The sequence below is a fragment of the Nonomuraea terrae genome (genome assembly GCF_044465245.1).
Classification (GTDB): domain Bacteria; phylum Actinomycetota; class Actinomycetes; order Streptosporangiales; family Streptosporangiaceae; genus Nonomuraea; species Nonomuraea terrae.
The window spans coordinates 539,195-558,173 of sequence record NZ_JBITLL010000001.1 but is presented as its reverse complement, the minus strand read 5'-3'; the positions used below and the strand labels follow the sequence as shown (position 1 = coordinate 558,173).

General features: G+C 71.9%; 21 protein-coding genes. 8 read left to right on the top strand and 13 right to left on the bottom strand.

What is annotated here, in order from left to right; all coding sequences use genetic code 11:
- Nucleotides 1-53 precede the first annotated feature (53 nt).
- The gene (locus ACIBP6_RS02690; RefSeq protein ID WP_397048065.1) at nucleotides 54-368 is read right to left on the bottom strand and encodes an ArsR/SmtB family transcription factor; all 315 of its coding nucleotides are present in this window, start codon (nucleotides 366-368) and stop codon (nucleotides 54-56) included.
- Between the two features lie 165 nt (nucleotides 369-533).
- Here ACIBP6_RS02690 and ACIBP6_RS02685 point away from each other — a divergent pair, with 165 nt between their 5' ends.
- A complete protein-coding gene (locus tag ACIBP6_RS02685; RefSeq protein ID WP_397048063.1) occupies nucleotides 534-1,478 on the top strand; it encodes a hypothetical protein in 945 nt (314 codons plus the stop codon).
- A 6-nt stretch (nucleotides 1,479-1,484) separates the two neighbouring features.
- Here the strand turns inward: ACIBP6_RS02685 and ACIBP6_RS02680 are convergent, their stop codons facing one another.
- Complete coding sequence (locus ACIBP6_RS02680; protein WP_397048061.1) at nucleotides 1,485-2,192, bottom strand: TetR/AcrR family transcriptional regulator; 708 nt, start codon at nucleotides 2,190-2,192, stop codon at nucleotides 1,485-1,487.
- Between the two features lie 100 nt (nucleotides 2,193-2,292).
- On the opposite strand from ACIBP6_RS02680, the gene ACIBP6_RS02675 reads away from it, so the two are divergent.
- Together ACIBP6_RS02675 and ilvD are read left to right on the top strand one after the other, a co-directional pair.
- Complete coding sequence (locus tag ACIBP6_RS02675) at nucleotides 2,293-3,513, top strand: saccharopine dehydrogenase family protein (RefSeq protein WP_397048059.1); 1,221 nt, start codon at nucleotides 2,293-2,295, stop codon at nucleotides 3,511-3,513.
- Nucleotides 3,514-3,607: 94 nt separating this feature from the next.
- Entirely contained in the window at nucleotides 3,608-5,257 is a 1,650-nt protein-coding gene (gene ilvD, locus ACIBP6_RS02670) for a dihydroxy-acid dehydratase (RefSeq protein WP_397048057.1), read from the top strand.
- 256 nt (nucleotides 5,258-5,513) lie between these two features.
- On the opposite strand, the gene ACIBP6_RS02665 is transcribed toward ilvD, so the two are convergent.
- The 4 genes from ACIBP6_RS02665 to ACIBP6_RS02650 form a co-directional block, all read right to left on the bottom strand.
- Complete coding sequence (locus ACIBP6_RS02665; protein WP_397048055.1) at nucleotides 5,514-5,882, bottom strand: hypothetical protein; 369 nt, start codon at nucleotides 5,880-5,882, stop codon at nucleotides 5,514-5,516.
- A gap of 218 nt (nucleotides 5,883-6,100) precedes the next feature.
- Entirely contained in the window at nucleotides 6,101-6,994 is an 894-nt protein-coding gene (locus ACIBP6_RS02660) for an RNA polymerase sigma factor RpoD/SigA (protein ID WP_397048053.1), read from the bottom strand.
- A 9-nt stretch (nucleotides 6,995-7,003) separates the two neighbouring features.
- Nucleotides 7,004-7,390 carry an STAS domain-containing protein gene (locus ACIBP6_RS02655; RefSeq protein WP_103963562.1) on the bottom strand — a complete coding sequence of 129 codons (387 nt, stop codon included), beginning with the start codon at nucleotides 7,388-7,390 and terminating at the stop codon, nucleotides 7,004-7,006.
- A gap of 39 nt (nucleotides 7,391-7,429) precedes the next feature.
- On the bottom strand, nucleotides 7,430-8,407 hold the full coding sequence (locus ACIBP6_RS02650) for a phosphotriesterase (protein ID WP_397048051.1): 978 nt from the start codon (nucleotides 8,405-8,407) through the stop codon (nucleotides 7,430-7,432).
- 221 nt (nucleotides 8,408-8,628) lie between these two features.
- On the opposite strand from ACIBP6_RS02650, the gene ACIBP6_RS02645 reads away from it, so the two are divergent.
- Nucleotides 8,629-8,754, top strand: a complete 126-nt coding sequence (locus tag ACIBP6_RS02645) for a hypothetical protein (protein WP_397048049.1) — start codon at nucleotides 8,629-8,631, stop codon at nucleotides 8,752-8,754.
- Between the two features lie 22 nt (nucleotides 8,755-8,776).
- Here ACIBP6_RS02645 and ACIBP6_RS02640 read toward each other — a convergent pair whose 3' ends face one another.
- From ACIBP6_RS02640 to ACIBP6_RS02625, 4 genes are all read right to left on the bottom strand, one after another.
- The gene (locus ACIBP6_RS02640; RefSeq protein WP_397048047.1) at nucleotides 8,777-10,192 is read right to left on the bottom strand and encodes a methionine--tRNA ligase; all 1,416 of its coding nucleotides are present in this window, start codon (nucleotides 10,190-10,192) and stop codon (nucleotides 8,777-8,779) included.
- Nucleotides 10,193-10,304: 112 nt separating this feature from the next.
- On the bottom strand, nucleotides 10,305-11,567 hold the full coding sequence (locus tag ACIBP6_RS02635; RefSeq protein ID WP_397048045.1) for an APC family permease: 1,263 nt from the start codon (nucleotides 11,565-11,567) through the stop codon (nucleotides 10,305-10,307).
- 81 nt (nucleotides 11,568-11,648) lie between these two features.
- The gene (locus ACIBP6_RS02630; protein ID WP_132613434.1) at nucleotides 11,649-12,107 is read right to left on the bottom strand and encodes a universal stress protein; all 459 of its coding nucleotides are present in this window, start codon (nucleotides 12,105-12,107) and stop codon (nucleotides 11,649-11,651) included.
- Nucleotides 12,108-12,135: 28 nt separating this feature from the next.
- Nucleotides 12,136-12,756 (bottom strand): DUF998 domain-containing protein, encoded by a 621-nt coding sequence (locus tag ACIBP6_RS02625; protein WP_397048043.1) that lies wholly within the window; start codon nucleotides 12,754-12,756, stop codon nucleotides 12,136-12,138.
- 219 nt (nucleotides 12,757-12,975) lie between these two features.
- Between ACIBP6_RS02625 and ACIBP6_RS02620 the strand changes: the two genes are divergently transcribed.
- On the top strand, nucleotides 12,976-13,950 hold the full coding sequence (locus ACIBP6_RS02620) for an aldo/keto reductase (RefSeq protein WP_397048041.1): 975 nt from the start codon (nucleotides 12,976-12,978) through the stop codon (nucleotides 13,948-13,950).
- 44 nt (nucleotides 13,951-13,994) lie between these two features.
- Here ACIBP6_RS02620 and ACIBP6_RS02615 read toward each other — a convergent pair whose 3' ends face one another.
- Entirely contained in the window at nucleotides 13,995-14,924 is a 930-nt protein-coding gene (locus ACIBP6_RS02615; protein ID WP_397048039.1) for an anti-sigma factor RsbA family regulatory protein, read from the bottom strand.
- Nucleotides 14,925-15,108: 184 nt separating this feature from the next.
- Here ACIBP6_RS02615 and ACIBP6_RS02610 point away from each other — a divergent pair, with 184 nt between their 5' ends.
- Nucleotides 15,109-15,654 carry a DUF1707 SHOCT-like domain-containing protein gene (locus tag ACIBP6_RS02610; protein ID WP_246074907.1) on the top strand — a complete coding sequence of 182 codons (546 nt, stop codon included), beginning with the start codon at nucleotides 15,109-15,111 and terminating at the stop codon, nucleotides 15,652-15,654.
- Here ACIBP6_RS02610 and ACIBP6_RS02605 read toward each other — a convergent pair.
- Together ACIBP6_RS02605 and ACIBP6_RS02600 are read right to left on the bottom strand one after the other, a co-directional pair.
- Nucleotides 15,624-16,736: an aromatic ring-hydroxylating oxygenase subunit alpha gene (locus ACIBP6_RS02605; RefSeq protein ID WP_397048037.1), complete on the bottom strand. Its 1,113-nt coding sequence runs from the start codon at nucleotides 16,734-16,736 to the stop codon at nucleotides 15,624-15,626. The genes ACIBP6_RS02610 and ACIBP6_RS02605 overlap by 31 nt on opposite strands.
- A gap of 64 nt (nucleotides 16,737-16,800) precedes the next feature.
- Nucleotides 16,801-17,892 carry an FAD-dependent oxidoreductase gene (locus ACIBP6_RS02600; RefSeq protein WP_397048035.1) on the bottom strand — a complete coding sequence of 364 codons (1,092 nt, stop codon included), beginning with the start codon at nucleotides 17,890-17,892 and terminating at the stop codon, nucleotides 16,801-16,803.
- Between the two features lie 51 nt (nucleotides 17,893-17,943).
- On the opposite strand from ACIBP6_RS02600, the gene ACIBP6_RS02595 reads away from it, so the two are divergent.
- Together ACIBP6_RS02595 and ACIBP6_RS02590 are read left to right on the top strand one after the other, a co-directional pair.
- Nucleotides 17,944-18,507, top strand: coding sequence for a TetR/AcrR family transcriptional regulator (locus ACIBP6_RS02595; RefSeq protein ID WP_397048033.1), 564 nt, complete (start codon nucleotides 17,944-17,946; stop codon nucleotides 18,505-18,507).
- An 88-nt stretch (nucleotides 18,508-18,595) separates the two neighbouring features.
- On the top strand, nucleotides 18,596-18,973 hold the full coding sequence (locus ACIBP6_RS02590; RefSeq protein ID WP_397048031.1) for a hypothetical protein: 378 nt from the start codon (nucleotides 18,596-18,598) through the stop codon (nucleotides 18,971-18,973).
- Nucleotides 18,974-18,979: the final 6 nt, after the last annotated feature.

Sequence of the window (18,979 nt, the reverse complement as noted above, 5' to 3'; positions counted from 1 at the left end):
GTTCCCTCCCGTCCCGTCCCGTCCCGTCCCGTCCCGTCCCGTCCAGGAGGCGACTACAACGTCTGCCCGAGCGTGGCGACGAGCTGGGCGATGCGCTGCTCGTCACGCCTGTAGTGGGTCCACTTGCCCACCCGCGTGGCCCGCAGCAGCCCCGCCCGCTGCAGCTCGGCCAGGTACGCCGACACCGTCGACTGAGCGAGCCCCACTTTGGCCTGGATGTGGCTCACGCACACCCCGACCTCCACCGGGTCGGCGATCGCGCCCTCCAGCGAGAAGTGCCGCTCAGGCTCACGCAACCACGACAACAACCGCAACCGCGTCGGATTCGCCAGCGCCCGCAACGCCTCGGACAGCTCGGAATCGGTCATAGGTGCAGGCTCAGCCATGAATCAGATCATATCGACGGTTCGGATTTCCTCGATGCGACGGCGACGCACCCGGTGGCCAGGGAGAACGGGGCCGGCCGGCCGGCGACCGAGGTCGCCGCGGCAGGGTCGAGCGAGCGCCCGCGCGGCGGGCGATACGGTCGGAGGGTGAGCACACCAGCGTTCGACACCGTGATCACCCAGGCGCGCGACCTGCTCAGGTGGCGCTCTCCGCTGCGCACCGAGCTGTGGGCCGCCCGGCTCACGGCCGAGCTCCAGGAGAGCGGGCAGGCGGAGCCGTTCCTGCGCCGGCTGCGCGAGGACGGCGGCCAGGAGGCGCGCCTGACCCTCGCCGCCCTGGCCGCGGTCGGCGGCGCCGAAGGCCCCGACGCGGCGCGGGCCCTGCCCGGCTGGGTGCACAGGATGGGCCGGGTGACCTGCGAAGGCGGCTGGTACGGCAAGGCCGACGCCTACGGCGAGCAGGTCCTGGCCGTGCTGTCGTTCCGCTACGAGAACGGCAAGGAGCCCCACATCCTCGTCGTCGGCCTCGGCCAGCCCCAGGGTGGCCTGGCCGTGGACGCGCTGGTCGAGGAGACGACGTTCCTCGACGACCTGGGGCTGCGGCCGGCCGACCCGGGCGTGGCCGCGGGCCGCATCCTCGACGCGCTCGAGCTGGGCGACCAGATCATGGGGGCGGCCGTCGCCGGCACGCTGCCGGGCGTCCGGCCGCTGGCGACGGCCCGCGCGCTCACGGTGCCGGGGCTCGTGCGCGGGGCCCCCGACGACACCGTGGCCCGGTTCGAGGAGGTGCCCGACCTGCCGGGGGCGCGGGAGGCGTTCGCGAAGCTCGCGGAGTTCCTCGGCGACCGGCCGCTGTGGTGGAGCCCGGCGCGGGTCTCGCAGTTCCTGACGTCGTGGCTGCCCAGGGAGGCGATCCTGTCGGAGGCCGCGATCGAGGCCATGCCCGAGGTCGTCCGCGCCTGGACCCGCTACTGCGGCGACCAGCCGGCGGTGCTGCGCCAGATCGACGAGGACGCGCCCCGCCTGCCCGCGCTCATGGCCGACGAGTCGCTCGCCGGCCTCGGCAAACGCCTCGCCCTCCGGCGCGCCTGACCGCCGTCACGCGCCCACCGCCCGCAGTTGGGCGGCGGCGCTGCTCAGCAGCATGTCGAGCGCGGTGGGGTACGCGCTGTCGTTCATCCTGGCCACCAGCAGCGGCGCGGTGGCGGCGATGTTCGGGTGGGTCTCGGCCGGCAGCCGCGCGTACGTGTCGCGCCACACCTCCTCGTCGCCCTCCCGCGCCGCCTTCGGCAGGGCGAGGGTGGCGGCGTCGAGGATGGCGAAGGCCAGGCTCTGGTCGATGAAGGCGTGGTAGATCCGCACCGCGTCGGCGTCGGGGAACCCGGCCGCGCGCAGGACGCCGAGGATCGTCTCGTCGCTGGCCACCTCGTTCGGCCGCCCGGTCACCCGGCTCGCGGTGAGCACGGCGGCCTGCGGGTGCGCCAGGTACGCATGGTGGATCCGCAGCCCGAGATCCCGCAGGTCGGCCCGCCAGTCGCCGGTGGGCCGCCAGTCGGCCATCGCGTGCCCGAACAGCTCGTCGGCGATCGCCAGGATCAGGTCGTCCATGCCGCGGAAGTAGCGGTAGACGGCGCTGGCGTCCGCGCCGAGCGCGAGGCCGAGGCGGCGCGCGGTCAGCCCGTCCGCGCCGTGCTCGCGCAACATCCGCAGCGCGGTCTCGACGATGAGCCCGTGCGTGAGCACCTGCCCCTGCTTGGTCGGACGCCGCCGCCGGCGGTCCGCCTCCGGCACCACCCGCTTGGCCATGAGCACGTCTCCTTATGCCAACGCCATTGACGTTGATCAGCTTACTGGCATTGGATGTATGACACACCCCCCAAAACCTGCATAAAGGGGATTTATCGTCATGCGCATCCTTCTTGTGGGAGCGGGCGGGGTCGGCACCGCCATCACCCGGATCGCCGCACGCCGCCCGTTCTTCGATCACATGGTCGTCGCCGATTACGACCTCCCCCGCGCCAAGGCGGCCGTCGCCGCGCTCGGCGACAAGGCCCACCGCTTCACCCCCATCAGGCTCGACGCCGCCGACGAGGCGGCCGTCACCGCGACGCTCCGCGAGCACCGCTGCGACGTGCTGCTCAACGCCACCGACCCGCGTTTCGTGCTGCCGCTGTTCGACGCGGCGCTGGCGGCCGACGCCGACTACCTCGACATGGCCATGTCGATGTCGAAGCCGCACCCCGACCGCCCGTACGAGAAGGTCGGGATCAAGCTCGGCGACGAGCAGTTCGCCAGGACGGCCGAATGGGTCAACCGGGGCCGGCTGGCCGTGGTCGGCATGGGCGTGGAGCCCGGCCTCGCCGACGTCTTCGCCCGCTACGCCGCCGACGAGCTCTTCGACGAGATCGAGGAGATCGGCATCAGGGACGGCGCCAACCTGACCGTCGACGGCTACGACTTCGCGCCGTCGTTCTCCATCTGGACCACCATCGAGGAGTGCCTCAACCCGCCGCTGATCTACGAGAAGGAGCGCGGCTGGTACACCACCGAGCCGTTCAGCGAGCCGGAGGTCTTCGACTTCCCCGACGGGATCGGCCCCGTGGAGTGCGTGAACGTCGAGCACGAGGAGGTCGTCCTGGTGCCGCGGTGGATCCCGGCCCAGCGGGTGACCTTCAAGTACGGCCTCGGCGAGGAGTTCATCGGCACCCTGAAGACCCTGCGCGCGCTCGGCGTGGACCGCACCGAGCCGGTCGCCGTCCGCACCGACCGGGGCACCGCCCAGGTGTCGCCGCGCGACGTGGTGGCCGCCGTCCTGCCCGACCCGGCGGAGCTGGGCGACCGCATGCGCGGCAAGACCTGCGCGGGCACCTGGGTGAAGGGCGTCAAGGACGGCCGCCCGCGCGAGGTGTACCTCTACCACGTGGTCGACAACGAGTGGTCGATGCGCGAATACGGCTCCCAGGCCGTGGTGTGGCAGACCGCCGTCAACCCGGTGGCCGCCCTGGAGCTGATGGCGCAGGGCGTCTGGAAGGGCGCCGGCGTGCTCGGCCCCGAGGCGTTCGAGCCCCGCCCGTTCCTGGACCTCCTGGTCGAGTACGGCTCCCCCTGGGGCCTGCGCGAGCAGTGACGCCCGCGGGCCGGGGCCGTCGGGCCCCGGCGCCGGGGCGCGGAACCGGCCGATGGATCATTGAGTTCCAGGACCCGTACACCGGAGGAGCCCCTTGAGCATCGCCGACGACCCCGACCGCGCACCGGCCCGCTCCCATCTGTACGCCATGGGCATGACCGATGAGGAGATGCGCCGCCCCGTGGTCGGCATCGCCTCCACCTGGACCGGCACCATGCCGTGCAACCTGAACCACCGCGAGCTGGCCGCCCAGGTGGCCGAGGGCGTGCGCGCGGCGGGCGGCACGCCGATGGAGTTCAACACCATCGCGGTCTCCGACAACCTCACCATGCACACCCCCGGCATGCGCACCTCGCTGATCAGCCGCGAGGTCATCGCCGACTCGATCGAGCTCATGGGCCGCGCCCACGGCTTCGACGCGCTGGTGGCCATCGTCGGCTGCGACAAGACGGTGCCCGCGGCGATCATGGCGCTGGCCCGGCTGGACGTGCCGTCGGTCGTCCTCTACAGCGGCAGCATGATGCCGGGCCGCTGGCGCGGGCGCGACGTCACGATCCAGGACATGTGGGAGGCGCTCGGCGAGCGCGAGGTGGGCCGGATGGACCAGGCCGACCTCGACGACCTGGCGCGGCACGCCTGCCCCGGCGCCGGCACGTGCGCCGCCCAGTACACCGCCAACACCATGGGCGCGGTCGCCGACTTCCTGGGCCTGGCGCCGTTCGGCGTGGGGGACATCCCGGCGGTGGCGGAGGAGAAGGACGCCGCGGCGCGGCGCGTGGGCGAGATCGCCATGGAGGCGCTCGCCCGCGACGCCCGCCCGTCGCGCGTGCTCACCGAGGACGCCCTGCACAACGCGATCGTCTCGGTGGCGGCCATGGGCGGCTCCACGAACGCGGTGCTGCACCTGCTGGCCATCGCCCGCGAGGCAGGGCTGCCGCTGGAGATCGACCGGATCGGCGAGGTCTGCCGTCAGGTCCCGATCATCACGGGCCTGAAGCCGAGCGGCGGCGACGCCACGGCGCTCGACCTGTGGCGGGCCGGCGGCACCTCGCTGGTGGTGCGCCGCCTGCTGGAGGCCGGGCTGCTGCGCCAGACCGTCACGCTGGTGGACGGCCGCACTCTCGCCGAGGTGGCCGCCGGCGCGCGGGAGACGCCCGGCCAGCGGGTCGTGGCGAGCGCGGACAAGCCGTTCAAGCAGCGCGGCGCGCTGGCGATCCTGCGCGGCTCGCTCGCGCCGGACGGCTGCGTGCTCAAACTGGGCGGCAAGGAGGACTTCCGCCACGAGGGCCCCGCCAGGGTCTTCGACTCGGAGAACGACTGCTACACCGCCATCATGGACGGCCGCATCGTGCCGGGCGACGTCATCGTGGTCCGGTACGAGGGCCCGGCCGGCGGCCCCGGCATGCGCGAGATGCTCTCGATCACCGGCCCGCTGGTCGGCCGGGGCCTCGGCGGCTCGGTGGCGCTGGTCACCGACGGCCGCTTCAGCGGCGTCTCGCACGGGCTGGTGATCGGGCACGTGGCGCCGGAGGCGTACCACGGGGGGCCGATCGCGCTGGTGCGCGACGGCGACCCGGTGGTGATCGACAGCGCGGCCGGCACGCTCGACGTGCTCGTGCCGGAGGCCGAACTGGCCGAGCGCCGGGCCGCGTGGCGGCGACCGGAGCGGGTGGTCGAACGCGGCGTGCTCGCCAAGTACGTCACCACGGTCGGCTCCGCCTCCGACGGCGCGGTCACGGTCTGATACCGGGGTCGGAACAGCCGGTAAGGGCAGCTATGCTGCCCATTGACGTTTGCGGTGCCCACATGGGCGTTCCTGAGGAGACTGACGCGATGTACAAGGAGTTCGCTGTCGAGGTCGTGATGTGGCTCGTCCCGGTCGCGGTGCTGATCGGGGTAGCACTCCTCGTCACCCAATGAACCCCTCTGAACACCGAACAAGCACCATCTGAGCACCGTACGAACGAAGGGGCCGGCCGTCCGCCGGCCCCTTCGCCTGGTCAGCGGTAGTACCGGTAGTTGACGGTGGTGTTCGTGTACTGGTTGAAGTCGGCGAAGCCGTCCAGATACCTGTTGTAGGCGTTGGACAGGCTCCTGGAGCGCACGGTGCAGGAGGCCCACTTCGTCTTCTTGGCCCTGATGCTGCCGACGTGGTCGTAGCAGGTGCCCACATTCCTGCCGTTGATCCTGAGGCGGGCGTTGAGCCGGACGTCGAAGATGTTGGTCCGCGAGACATTCCTGATGCGGACCTTGATCTGGCAGGTGTCCCGGCAGCGGCCGAAATACACCTTGGTGCGGATGAGCTGAGCCGACGCGGTGGTGGCCGTCAGGCCGGACGATTCTGCCGACGCGGCGGCGGGCGCCGCCATGAGCGAGGCTGCGGCAGCAGCGACTAAGACCGTTCCGGCCAGGCTTTTAACCATATTTCCCCCAGTTCGACGCGGTCGCTTCCCCCTGTTGGCCGCGACCGGTATTCGACTTCTAACAAAATGTCGGAGAAAGCGAAATTTCCCACGCGTCGACTGATATGGAACGGTTATCTACTTATATCCGCCTTATCCGCCAAAGCTGTGACCCCAGCACGCCCTCACGACGCCCACGCGAGCAGCGGGCCGCCCTGCTTGAGCCGTCTCAGGCCCTGCTTCTCCAGCTGCCGGATGCGTTCCCTCGTCAGGCCCAGCCGCGCCGCGATCTGCGCGTAACTCTCGGCCTCCCGCCCGGCCAGCCCGTACCTGAGCCTGATCACGTACGCCTCCCGCGGTGGCAGCTCCGTGAGCAGCCGGCGCAGCTCCTCGCCGAGCAGTCGCCGCTCGGCCACCTCGTGCACCTGGAGCCCGTCGTCGTCGGCGATCATGTCGCCGATCCGGCCGTCGCCGTTCTCACCGACCGGGATGTCCAGGCTGACGACGTCCTGGGCGAGCCGGCGTAAGACGGCGATCCGCGCGGGCGAGCGTTCGGCGGCCGTGCCCAGCTCGGCGTCCGTCGGGGGGCGCCCGAGGTCGGCGGCGAGCCGCCGCTCGATCCTGAGCAGCCGCGAGAGCTCCTCCCCCATGTGCACCGGCAGCCGGACCGTGCGCGCCTTGTCGTGGATGCCGCGCTCGATCGCCTGCCGGATCCACCACATCCCGTACGTCGAGAACTTGTAGCCGCGCCGGTAGTCGAACTTCTCCACCGCCCTGATCAGCCCGAGGTTGCCCTCCTGGATGAGGTCGAGCAGCGGCAGCCCGCGGTGGGAGAAGCGCCGGGCGGCGGCGACCACCAGCCGCAGGTTGGCGCGGATGAGCAGGTCCTTGGCCCGCCGCCCGTCGCGGACGAGGGCTTCGAGCTCAGGGGTGCCCTCGCCGTGGTCGACGAGATGGCGCGCGTACAGACCTGCCTCGATGCGCCGGGCGAGGTCCACCTCGTCCGCGGCGGTGAGCAGGGGGGTCCTGCCGATCTGCTCCAGGTACATGCCGAGCAGGTCGGGGTCGTCGGCCGGCATGCACCCGCACTACCCGGTAAACGGCGGCGAATTCCCGGGTTCGTTGAGTTCGGCGATGGCCAGCTCGGCCGTGCTGCGGATGTCGAAGAACTTGTCGAGCGCGGTGATCGCGAACAGGTGCTTGCAGCGGCCGTTGAGCCCCGACAGCAGCAGCCGCCCGCCGGAGGCGGTGACCGCCTTGTGCAGGTAGACGAGCACGGACAGGCCCGAGGAGTCGCAGACGCTGACCGCCTGCATGTCGATGACGAGCAGCGGGGGCTGGGTGAGGTCGAGGGCCTTGGTGACGCGGTCGCGCACCTCCGCGGCCGAGCCGAAGTCGAAATCCCCCGTCAACCGCGCGATGACGCAGGGTCCTTGGAGCCCGAGGCTGATCGACAAGGCCTGCTCCGAAGTCACCCAGTTCCACCTACCCGCATCGCTGTCCCGACCCCCACTTTACGAGAAGTAGCGCTTCGGGTTGAACACCAGCATCTGCTCGATCTGGCCGTCGGTCACACCGGAGTCGCGCAGTGCGGCCAGGACGTCGTCGTGAATGTGATCGTAGCGCCAGTCGGGAAGCAACGTGGAGCGGGTCTCGTCCCAGGCGCCGCCGTAGTAGTCCATGAAGCAGGCGGTGTCGTGGCTGAGGACCATCCGGTCGGCGTACCCACGCCGGCACAGCTCGGCGATGGTGGCCACGCGCCGCTCGCCCGGGTTGTAGACGTCGAGGCCGAAGCGGTCCATGCCGAGGACGGCGCCGGTGTCGGCCAGGCGCATGAGGTAGTCGAGGTCGTTGCTGTCACCGGCGTGCCCGACGACCACCTTCGTCAGGTCGACGCCCTCCTTGGCGAACAGGTCGAGCGCGAGCGGCGCCGTCCTGGCGTGGGAGTTGGTGTGGACGGTGATCGGCGCCCCGGTGCGTACGTGGGCCTGCGCCACAGCCCGGCAGATACGCTCGACCCCGGGCGTCAGGCCCTTCTCCTCGACCACGCACTTGAGGAACGCGGCCTTCACGCCGGTGTCGGCGATGCCCTCGGTCAGGTCGCGGACGAAGTCGTCCACCATCGGGTCGGGACCGTCGAAGATCGTGCCGGGCCCGCGGAACCGGTACTGGTGGGGCAACTCCTCGAAGGCGTAGATGCCGGTGGCGGCGATGATGTTGAGGCCAGGCACCTGCTCCGCGATCCGCTGGATGCGCGGGATGTAGCGGCCGAGGCCCCACACCGTCGGGTCGGCGATCGTCCGCACGCCCTTCGCGGCCACCGCGTTGAGCTTGGCGACGGCGTCGGCGACCCGGAACTCCTCGTCCCACCAGGCGCCTCTGCCGTAGTTGTCGAGGTGTTCGGTGGCCACCACGAAGACGTGCTCGTGCATGAGCGTCTGCCCGAGCTCGTCGACGGCGACGGCGCCGCGCACGGTTTCGACGGCCGGCATGCTCACCTCCGTACCATCTGGTTTGTTGGCAAACCTAGGGTGGTCGCGGATCTCCGTCAACCAGCGCGCCTTCCCCGGCGGGCCCGGAGCGGCCGAGCCGGCCGCGCAAGGCCGGAGTCGTCATCGACCGTTCACCATCCCGACAGGATTTTCCTTCCCCTATAGACATATTTGTGGCTAAATATGGTCTCAACAGTAGTTATGACCGATGAGGTAGAGAATTGTCCGAGTTCCTGGCCTCCCTGCTCGCCAAGGCCGCCATGATGCTCCTCGAGGCGCTGCTGATGCGCCTCATCCAGACCTTCGCCGCGTCCCTCCTCCGCCCGGCCGGCCTCCGCCCGGCCTGAGAACGGCGGCCGGGCGGCCGGATCACGGAGCCCGGCCCTCGCCGAGCCGGGGGAACAGCGGTTCCGAGCGGGACAGCCGCGTGCCCCCGACCGCCGCCGCCACCCGCGCCGCCGCCGTCGGCAGGAAGGGCTCCAGCTGTACGGCCAGCGCCCGGCAGGCGTGCACCAGCGTGCCGAGCGACCGCTCACGCCCGGCGGTGTCCTGTTGCCACGGCCGGGTGAGCTCGACGAACTTGTTGGCCTCCGCCACGAGCCGCCAGACGGCCCCGGCCGCCCGCCGGAAGTCGAAGTCCTCCAGCGCCTCGTGCACCGGCTCCGCCACCTCGGCCAGCGGCTCCCCCGCCGGGGGCACGTGACCGTCCAGGAACCGGCCGACCATGACGGCCACCCGGCTGACCAGGTTGCCGAGGCCGCCCGCGAGGTCCTGGTCGGCCCTGGCGACCAGGCGGGCCTCGGTGAAGTCGGCGTCGCCCACGCGCGGCACCTCGCGCAGCAGCCACCACCGCACGGCGTCCACCCCGTACGCGTCCACGAGCGTCACGGGGTCGGCGGCGTTCCCCGACGACTTGCTGATCTTGCGGCCGTCCGCGGTGAGGTAGTCGTGCACGAAGATCGCCGTGGGCAGCGGCAGCCCGGCCGACAGCAGCATCGCCGGCCAGTACACCGCGTGGAACCGGATCACGCCCTTGCCCACGAGATGCACCTTGCGCGCCTCGCGCTCCCACCAGCGCTCGTAGTCGCCGCCGCCGAGGGCGGTGACGTAGTTGGCCAGCGCGTCCCACCAGACGTAGACGACCTGGCCGGGGTCGCCGGGCACCGGGATGCCCCAGCCGCGCGCCCGGGCGGCCGAGCGGGAGACGCTGATGTCGTCCAGCCCGGCCCGCAGGAACGCGAGCACCTCGTTGCGCCGCGCGGCCGGCTCGACGCGCAGCCGCCCGCCGCCGATGAGGTCGAGCAGGGCATCCCGGTAGCGGGAGAGCCGGAAGAACCAGTTCACCTCGGACACCGGCTGCAGCGGCGCCTCGTGCCCGTCGGGACAGGGGCCCTGCGGGTAGAACTGCTCGCAGCCCACGCAGTAGAGGCCCTCGTAGTGGCGGGTGTAGAGGTCGTGCGCGGTGGCCCGCCAGACGCGCTCGACGCCGGGTCGGTGGCCGGGATGGGCGCTCGTCCTGATGAAGGAGTCGAACGACAGGTCGAGCGGGCCGCGCAGGCCCTCGAAGGCGGCGGCGTTGCGGTCGACCAGCTCCCGCACCGGCACGCCCGCGGCCTCGGCGGCCAGCACGTTCTTCAGCGAGTTGTCGTCGGTGCCGGTCTGGAACCGTACGGGCTCGCCGCGCCGCCGGTGGTGACGGGCCAGCACGTCGGCCTGGACGAGCTCCAGCGCGTGGCCGAGATGGGGCCGGGCGTTGACGTAGGGAATGGTCGTCGTGATGTACATCGGATGCCTCCCGTGGGGCCCCGGCACGACGAGAGGCCCCGGCTAGCAGGGCCTCGACGTGCGGAAGAAAGCCCCTACAGGGCCGTCATCAGCGCGCACGTCGTCATGGCGTTCATGGTAGCCGCCGGAGTGGGCGGCGGCGTACCAGATAAATCGCCAGCCCGACGGCGAAGACGGCGAGGCCGGCCAGCACCGAGGCGGTGGGCAGCGTGGCGGCCAGCGTCAGGCAGAGCACCAGCCCCAGCACCGGGACGGCGCGCGGCGGCGCGCCCTCGTCGCGGCCCAGCGTGAGCGCGGAGGCGTTCGCGATGCCGTAGTAGACGAGCACACCGAACGACGAGAACCCGATCGCCTCGCGCAGGTCGGCCACCAGCAGCAGCACGATCACCGCGACGCCGACCGCGGCCTCGGCCCGGCGGGGCACCTGCCGCACCGGGTCCACCGCGGCCAGCACGCCCGGCAGGTCGCGCTCGCGGGCCATGGCCAGCACCGTGCGGGAGACGCCGAGCAGCAGCGCGAGCAGCGCGCCGAGCGCCGCCACCGCCGCGCCGGCCTGCACCACGGGCGCGAGCCATCCGGCCCCCGCCTCGCGCACCACGTCGGCCAGCGGAGCGGTGGAGCGGGCCAGCAGCTCCGGCTTGAGCGCGCGCAGCGCGGCCAGGGCGACCAGCAGGTAGACGACGAGCGTGACGCCGAGCGCGATGCCGATGGCCCGCGGGATGGTGCGGGCGGGGTCGCGGACCTCCTCGCCGAGCGTGGCGATCCTGGCGTACCCGGCGAAGGCGAAGAAGAGCAGGCCGCCCGCCTGCAGGACGTCCCAGGCGGTGACGGCGCCGCCGGGGTACGGCGTGTTCGCGAACCAGCCGAAGCTGACGCGATCGTCACCGAACAGCCCGGCGACGATCACGGCGGCGAGCACGGCCAGCACGAACGTCACGATCACCCGGGCCAGGCCGGCCGAGCGCTGCACGCCGAACAGGTTGAGCAGGGTCAGCGCGGCGACCGCGGCGACGGCGACCGGGCGTTCGTGGCCGGGAGCGACGTAGGCGGCGAACGTGAGCGCCATCGCCGCGCAGGAGGCGGTCTTGCCGACGGTGAAGCCCCAGCCCGCCAGGTAACCCCACAGGGGTCCGAGGCGGCGGCGACCGTAGACGTACGTGCCGCCCGACTCGGGGTGGACGGCGGCCAGGCGGGCCGAGGAGGTGGCGTTGCAGTACGCCACGACGGCGGCCAGGGCCAGCGACAGCAGCAGCCAGCCGTGCGCCGCCGCGGCGGCGGGCGCGAACGCGGCGAACACACCCGCGCCGATCATCGCGCTCAGCCCGACGACCACCGCGTCGGTGGTGCCGAGCCGCCGCGCCAGTTCGTCGCGCAAGGCCCTCCGCCTCCTCTTTCACCCAGGAGGACCTACTTTGCCGCATTCGTCCCGAGCGGATGGCAACGGCGAGGTGAACGGTCAGGTGTCCTTGTCCGGGCCGGGCACCACCAGGACCGGGCGGTGCGCGTGGTGCAGCACCCGGTCGGACGTGCTGCCCAGCAGCAGCGAGCGCACCCCACCCAGGCCCCTGGTGCCGGTCACGATCAATTCGGCGTCCAGTTCGTCGGCCACGTCCACGATCGTGGACCAGACCGCCACGGAGTTGACGTCGCAACGCGGCTCCGCGTCCAGCCCCGCCTGGCGCGCCAGCTCGGCCCCCTGCTGGGACAACTCGGTCATCGCACGCTCGATCGCCGCGTCCTCCGCGCCGGTCTGGTCGAGCGCCACCATGAGCCCGGCCGAGGCTCGGGCCGCGGTCATCGCCACCCGCTCCCACACCGTCAGCACGACCGCGTCCCTGCCGCGGAACATCTGCCCGGCGAAGGCGATCGCCGTCTTGGCGTCGTCGGAACCGTCATACGCGATCAGTATCGTCATGGGCTCCCCCTATCCCCGGCGGCGGCTTTCACGCCTGCGCCAGGGCGCGGACCGCGCGGGGAGCGGGCCTCAGCATCGACAGCCCGGCCAGCGCCAGCACGCCCAGCTCGGTGACCACGACGATCCGCTGGGTCAGCCCCGCCGGGATGTCGTCGTTGGTCAGCGGGACGCCGGCCATACGCACCACGTACGGGACGACGACCAGCACCAGCGCGGCCAGCGCGAGGCCGCTGAGCACGCGCACCGCGCCGGCGTACCGGATCCGGGCGCGGGCCAGCAGCAGGCCCGCCGGCGGCATCACCGCGAACGCGGCGAAGGCGGCGTAGCGGTGGATGCCACCCGACAGCGACAACGGCACGCCGGGCCGGTCGGTCGGGAAGGCGCCGATCAGGAACATGCTCGCCGCCCACGCCAGCAGCAGCACCACGACCCAGCGGCCGGCGCCGGCCCGGCGCAGGGCCTCGGCGATCAGCACACTGCCGACCGCGAACGACGTCAGCGACGCCGGCAGCAGCCAGCCGGCGGGCTGGAAGGCGTACTCGCTGATCACGCTGTGCAGCGGGTCCAGGTCCGAACCGGCGTGCAGCGCGAGCATGGCGGCGCTGCCGGCGCCGATGGCCGCGAACCCACTGACGAGCAATCCCCTCATGCCTCCAAGCTCGCGGCAGGCGGACCCGGCGGCCATCGGAGATCATCCCGAACCGGCCCTGAGACATCCCTTACGCCTTTGGTCGGGCCAGGCCCCGGCCACGCGCGCTGACCTGGCCCAACCCCACCCCTGATAGGGCCCGCCCCCTCAGGGGTGGTACGGCACCCGCGACCAGGGGAAGGGGAACCGCGAACCGGGGACTCTCACAAGGAGATGACTATGCGCAAGCGCACGCTCGGCACGGACGGCCTGCGGGTCTCGGCGCTCGGCCTCGGCTGCATGGGCATGTCCGACTTCTACGGCCAGGGTGACGATCAGGAGTCCGTCGCCGTCATCCGCCGCGCCCTCGACCTCGGCATCGACTTCCTCGACACGGCCGACATGTACGGCAACGGCACCAACGAGGAGCTCGTCGGCCGGGCCGTCAAGGGCCGGCGCGACGAGGTGGTGCTCGCCACCAAGTTCGGCATCAAGCGCGAGGGCGGCACCCGCACGATCGAGAACAGCCCCGACTACATCAGGGCCGCCTGCGACGCCTCGCTGCGCCGCCTCGGCGTCGACCACGTCGACCTCTACTACCTGCACCGCCGCAACCCCGGCGTGCCGGTCGAGGAGTCGGTCGGAGCCATGGCGGAGCTGGTCGAGCAGGGCAAGGTGCGCTACCTCGGGCTGTCGGAGGTGAGCGCCGGCACGTTGCGCCAGGCGCACGCCGTACATCCGATCACCGCCCTGCAGAGCGAGTACTCGCTGTTCACCAGGGGGCTGGAGGCGGAGATCCTGCCGGCCGCCCGGGAGCTCGGGATCGGGCTGGTGGCGTACTCGCCGATCAGCCGCGGGCTGCTGACGGGCGCGTTGCCGCCGCCCGAGGAGCTGCCGGAGGGCGACTTCCGCCGGAGCCTGCCGCGCGTCACCGGCGAGAACGCCGCGCACAACAGGGCGCTGGTGGCCGAGGTCCAGCGGATCGCCGAGGCGGCCGGCGTCACGACGGCGCAGCTCGCGCTGGCCTGGGTGCTGGCCCAGGGCGACGACATCGTGCCGATCCCGGGCACCAAGCGGCTGAAGTACCTGGAGGAGAACGCCGCCGCGGCCGACATCACCCTGACGCCCGAGCAGCTCGCCGCGCTGGCCGAGGCCGTGCCGCCGGACGCCGTACGCGGCGACCGCTACGCCAGCATGGCCGACGTCGAGCGTTGAGCCTCCGGACGGGCCGTCAGAGACGGGCCGTCAGAGACGGGCCGTCAGAAGGGCCGCCGGGAGTCGAAGTAGACGCGGACCGTGGTCGCGCCCGGCCGGGTGTACACACGGACGAGGTCACTGAGCAGGTTGACGATGAGCAGGCCGCGCGAGCCCGGGCACTGCGGGTCGACCGGCCGGCGGCCCGCCAGCGGGTCGGTGATGTGGCCTCGGTCGGCGACCTCGCACACCAGCACGCCGTCGGCGTCCCACACCCGGACCGTGCCGGAGCCGCCGCCGTGGTCGAGGCTGTTGGCGGCGAGCTCGGCCACCACGAGCCGGATGTCGTCGAGGCGGTCGCCGCGGAAGCCCAGCTCCGCGCCCTCCCGCGCGGCCAGCACGCGCGCCGCCGACAGGTTGGTGCGGTCGAACCGCAGCGAGACGACCTTCTCCGGCTCGTCGAACGGCCGGTTGTGGTGCTGGAACACCACCTCGGGAGCGTAGTCGCCGCTGGGCCGCTCCCCCGCGCCGGCGCGCAGCACGGGATGGGTCCGCGCCGCCTCGCGCAGCACCTCCTCCGGCAGGCCCCCGGCGTCGTACGGGCACACGATCGTCACCGGCCGGCCGGCGAACGACGGGTTGATGAGCGCCTCGTGCTGGACGCAGGCCGGGTATTCGAGCGCGGTGCGGCCCGGCCAGATCGGCTCGCCGATGATGCGGACGTGGCGGCCGGGATGCCGGTCGGCGAAGTCGCGCAGCACGGCCGGCAGGATCCGGCCCGGGTTGCGCCCCGCCTCGGCCATGTCGAACAGGCAGACCGCCTCGGCCTCGGGGCCGAGCGCCGACCTGATGAGCGCGAGCCGGGCGGCCGGGACGGCCACCGCGACGGGCTCGCCCGCGGCCAGCCCCGCGCGCAGGAAAGCGGTGGTGGCAGCCACGTACTCGCGGTCTCCTCGGTAGAAGAGAACCGCGTGGTGGAAGGGCTCGGCCGGCATCGCTCATCACGCTACCCAAGGGCGAGGAGTTCACGGCACTCCACGGGGTACCTCATATCTTGTGAAAAGAGTCCAGGTCATTCACCGTCCCCGTCCAAGCCGCCCCAAAGAGCCCACCCTCGATCTGCGCACTCCTTCCGGCCGACGCCTCCCGTTCTGATCGGCGCGTCCCTATGCTCGGGATATGTCGGAAATGCAGATGCGCGTCTCGGATGGGGATCGCGAGCGCACCGCGCAGCAGCTACAGCAGGCGTTCACCGAAGGGCGCCTCACCCACCTGGAGCTCGAAGACCGCCTGGAGATCGCGCTGACCGCGAAGACCTACGCCGACCTGCAGGGCCTGGTCACCGACCTGCCGGTCGAGCGGGTCGACGAGGTGATCGACCTGGAGTCGAAGTCGGGCAACATCAAGCGCTCCGGAGACTGGGCCGTCCCCCGGCGGCTGCGCGCCGCCTCCAAGTACGGCAGCGTCGAGCTCGACCTCTCGCAGGCCGTCATCACCCATCAGGTCGTGGACATCGAGCTGGACCTCAACTACGGCTCCGCCAAGATCATCCTGCCCGAGGGCGCGGTGGCGAACGTGGACGCCTTCCAGTCCGACTGGGGCAAGGCCTCCTCCGACGTGCCCGGCCGGCCCCGTCCCGGCTCCCTCTACGTGGTCATCACCGGCCAGGCGAAGTACGGCGGCCTGACCGTGCGCTATCCGCGCAGGCGCAGGTTCACCCACTGATGGAAGAGGGCGATGTGGTGCTCGCTCGGCACGAGTACCCCGCCCTCGCGGTACGCCCGCGACGCCATGCCCGGCTGGGTCCGTTCGCAGGCGTCGAAGTCCTGCTCGTTGACCCGGTGGAAGAGCTCGACCGACCGTGACAGATCGGCGCCGGAGGCCACCACCTCCGGGTGGTAGAGCCAGTCGCACTCCACCACCGTCCGGTCCACGGCCATGGGGTACATCCGGTGCAGGATCACGTGGTCGGGCACCAGGTTGACGAACACCTGCGGCTTGACGGTGATCGCGAAGTAGCGGCGGTCCTGCTCCTGCGCCACGCCGGGCAGCCGGTCGAAGCCCGGCCCGCCGTCCACGGTGAAGCCCTCCGCCCGTTCGGCGAAGGCGGCGCCGTGGCCCACGTAGTACTGCGCCGCGTAGCCGCCGGCGAACTCCGGCAGCACGGCGGTCAGCTCGGGGTGGATGGTGGCGCAGTGGTAGCACTCCATGAAGTTCTCGACCAGGAGCTTCCAGTTGGCCTTGACGGTGTAGACGATGCGGCGGCCCAGGACCAGCTCGTCCACGCGGTAGCGGTCGATGGCCCCGGGGTCGCCGAGGCGTTCGGTGACCGCGTACGTCACGGTCTGCTCGAACGACGGCGGCTCGGCGGCCAGGCAGACCCAGGCGTAGCCCAGCCACTCGCGCAGGTGGACGGGAACGAGCCCGTACGCGGCCCGGTCGATGTCGGGCATCTTGGCCAGGTTGGGCGCGGCGGCGAGCCGGCCGTCGAGGTCGTAGGACCAGGCGTGGTAGGCGCACCTGAGCGTGCGGCCGACCTGGCCCGCCTGCTCGACGCACAGGCGGGCGCCGCGGTGGCGGCAGACGTTGAGGAAGGCCCGCAGCCGCTCGTCGCGCCCGCGCACGACGATCACGCTCTCCCGCCCGACCTGCACCGTACGGAACGCGCCCGGCTTCGGCAGGTCCTGCACGCGGACCGCGCAGAACCAGAGGCTTTCGAAGATCTTGGCCTGCTCGCCGGCGAAGATCTCGGGGTCGGTGTAGGAACGGCCGGGAAGCGTGGGGATCAGGCTCGACGTGCTGGTCAACCGACACCGCCTTGTTGCGTATTACGCGCAAAGTTGCGCTATATGCGGCATGGTGCGGCGGCGCTCAGGACACTGTCAAGAGGTAGTTGCTGGCGCCGCGCAGCCACGCCGTGTACATCCTGGTCGCGAGCCGGTCGGGGATCAGCCCCGCGAAGAACTGCTGCACGTTGGTGACCTCCGTCGCGGCCAGCCGCGCGGGCCGGCGCACCACCTTCGTCCTGGCCCGCTCGTAGGCGCGCAGGTCGCCGATCGAATGGCTGAGCGCCCAGGCGTCCTCCAGCGCCTGGTTGGCGCCCTGGGCCATGGTGGGCGGCATGGTGTGCGCCGAGTCGCCGGCCAGCGTCGTCGGGCCCTTCCCCCAGGCCACGGGGACGTGATGGCGGTGGTGGGGGAAGAAGTCGGGCTCCCCGAGGCTCTCCAGGACGGCGGGCACCGGGTCAGGCCAGCCCGCGAACCGCTCGCGCAGCCGTTCCGCGATGCGGGGGTCGTCCTCCCAGAAGGGCCGGCCGGGGGCCGACCTGACGTCGAACCACCACAGCAGCCGGCCCCTGCCCGCCGGGATCAGCCCGCACAGGCCCTGCCCGCCGGGGATCATCACGGCGCGGCGCTGCTCGGTCAGCGTGGTGGGACTGCTGGTGAAGCCCTGCCAGGTGACCCAGCCGCTCAGCCGGGCCGGGTCGTCGCCCCACAGCGCGGCGCGCACCGCCGAGCGGCGGCCGTCGGCGCCCACGAGCACGTCGCCGCGGACGGTGCCGCCACCGGCCAGCCGCACCTCGGCCCGCTCGGGCACGACGTGCTCGGCCCGCGCGCCGTACGTCACGGGCACGCCGTCGGCGAGCACCTCGACCAGCTCACTGCGGGCCACGTGGACGGTCGGGTGGCCGTAGCGGCGTTCTGCGGCCGTCAGGTCGACGGTGAACAGCGGGCGGCCGTCGCCGGACCAGGACTCCATGGTCTCCAGGCGGCGGCCGACACCGACGAGGTCGACCTTGAGCCGCTCCAGGATGGCCGTGCTGCCGGGCCAGAGCGAGACCGAGCCGCCCGCCGTACGCGGCTCGGGGGCCTCCTCGTACACCTCGACGTCGTGGCCCGCGCTCAGCAGGCCGCGCGCCAGGGCGAGCCCCGCGACGCCGGCGCCGATCACCACTACCCTCATTACCGTCCTCGTCTCATGAGACCCTCAGTATCAGATACTTGGAGTATCACAATGTCTGCACGCGGCCGCAAGCCCGACCCCGCGGTCGGCGAGCGCATCCGGCAGGCCGCGGCGACACTGGTGCTCACCCATGGCCTCGACTTCACCATGGACGACGTCGCCACCGCGGCCGGCGTCGGCAGAGCGAGCGTCTTCCGCCGGTACGGCAGCAAACGCGACATGCTCCTGGAGGCCATCGCCGGTTTCATGGACGCCCACGTCGCCGTCCCCGACACCGGGTCGCTGGCGGGCGACCTGCACGTGGTGGTCACCGACACGCTCGCCCTCTGGCGGCTGCCCGGGATCGCGCGCCTGGCCAAGCAGGTGTACGGCGAGGCCGGCCGAGACCCCGCCGTCGCCGAGATCGTCCGCACCGGCATGCGGACGCGCATGGAACGCTCGTGGGTCGTGTACGAGCGCGCCATCGAGCGCGGCGAACTCTCCCCTGACGCGGATCTGTGGTTGCTCACCGACCTGTTCACCGGATTCGTCGCCTACCGGGGGCTGCTGGACCTCCCCCTACCCGAACCGGAGGAAGTCGTTCGAGCGCTCTTGCAGGGCTTTACCTCCACTTGACACTGTTGGTGCTACTGGGGTGCAAGTGACGGTTAAGTCGTGACTTCTACCGTGCTTTTCGTTCGCCACACCTACGAAGGGCATGGAAATGACACCCCCTCGCCGTCGCCTGGCCGTCACGGCCGCGACGCTGACTCTTGCCGTCCTCGGCGTCACCTCCTGCGGCGCCGTCGGGCAGGCCGTCGACTGCAACACCGCCGCCGGCGAAGCCAGCAAGATCGCCACCGAGTGGAGCAACGCCATCACATCGAACCCCACGGACCAGGATGCCCTCGGCGAGGCGTCGAAGACCGCGGCGGGCCAGGCCAAGGAGCTCGCGGGCAAGTACGACGGCGAAGTCGCCGCCGCGCTGAACGACCTCGCCGACGGCTTCCAGACCATGGAGGGCGGCGACCTCAGCAGCGCCACGGAGTTCACCGGCAAGCTGAACGGCTTCACCAGCAAGATCACGGCTGCCTGCACCTGACGGGCC

What these genes read in the sequence shown, in the direction of transcription:
- ACIBP6_RS02690 (WP_397048065.1), bottom strand. Translation starts at nt 368, where the DNA reads ATGACCGATTCCGAGCTGTCCGAGGCGTTGCGGGCGCTGGCGAATCCG.
- ACIBP6_RS02680 (WP_397048061.1), bottom strand. Translation starts at nt 2,192, where the DNA reads ATGGCCAAGCGGGTGGTGCCGGAGGCGGACCGCCGGCGGCGGCGTCCG.
- ACIBP6_RS02675 (WP_397048059.1), top strand. Translation starts at nt 2,293, where the DNA reads ATGCGCATCCTTCTTGTGGGAGCGGGCGGGGTCGGCACCGCCATCACC.
- ACIBP6_RS02665 (WP_397048055.1), bottom strand. Translation starts at nt 5,882, where the DNA reads ATGGCGGCGCCCGCCGCCGCGTCGGCAGAATCGTCCGGCCTGACGGCC.
- ACIBP6_RS02660 (WP_397048053.1), bottom strand. Translation starts at nt 6,994, where the DNA reads ATGCCGGCCGACGACCCCGACCTGCTCGGCATGTACCTGGAGCAGATC.
- ACIBP6_RS02650 (WP_397048051.1), bottom strand. Translation starts at nt 8,407, where the DNA reads ATGCCGGCCGTCGAAACCGTGCGCGGCGCCGTCGCCGTCGACGAGCTC.
- ACIBP6_RS02640 (WP_397048047.1), bottom strand. Translation starts at nt 10,192, where the DNA reads ATGTACATCACGACGACCATTCCCTACGTCAACGCCCGGCCCCATCTC.
- ACIBP6_RS02630 (WP_132613434.1), bottom strand. Translation starts at nt 12,107, where the DNA reads ATGACGATACTGATCGCGTATGACGGTTCCGACGACGCCAAGACGGCG.
- ACIBP6_RS02625 (WP_397048043.1), bottom strand. Translation starts at nt 12,756, where the DNA reads ATGAGGGGATTGCTCGTCAGTGGGTTCGCGGCCATCGGCGCCGGCAGC.
- ACIBP6_RS02620 (WP_397048041.1), top strand. Translation starts at nt 12,976, where the DNA reads ATGCGCAAGCGCACGCTCGGCACGGACGGCCTGCGGGTCTCGGCGCTC.
- ACIBP6_RS02615 (WP_397048039.1), bottom strand. Translation starts at nt 14,924, where the DNA reads ATGCCGGCCGAGCCCTTCCACCACGCGGTTCTCTTCTACCGAGGAGAC.
- ACIBP6_RS02610 (WP_246074907.1), top strand. Translation starts at nt 15,109, where the DNA reads ATGTCGGAAATGCAGATGCGCGTCTCGGATGGGGATCGCGAGCGCACC.
- ACIBP6_RS02600 (WP_397048035.1), bottom strand. Translation starts at nt 17,892, where the DNA reads ATGAGGGTAGTGGTGATCGGCGCCGGCGTCGCGGGGCTCGCCCTGGCG.
- ACIBP6_RS02595 (WP_397048033.1), top strand. Translation starts at nt 17,944, where the DNA reads ATGTCTGCACGCGGCCGCAAGCCCGACCCCGCGGTCGGCGAGCGCATC.
- ACIBP6_RS02590 (WP_397048031.1), top strand. Translation starts at nt 18,596, where the DNA reads ATGACACCCCCTCGCCGTCGCCTGGCCGTCACGGCCGCGACGCTGACT.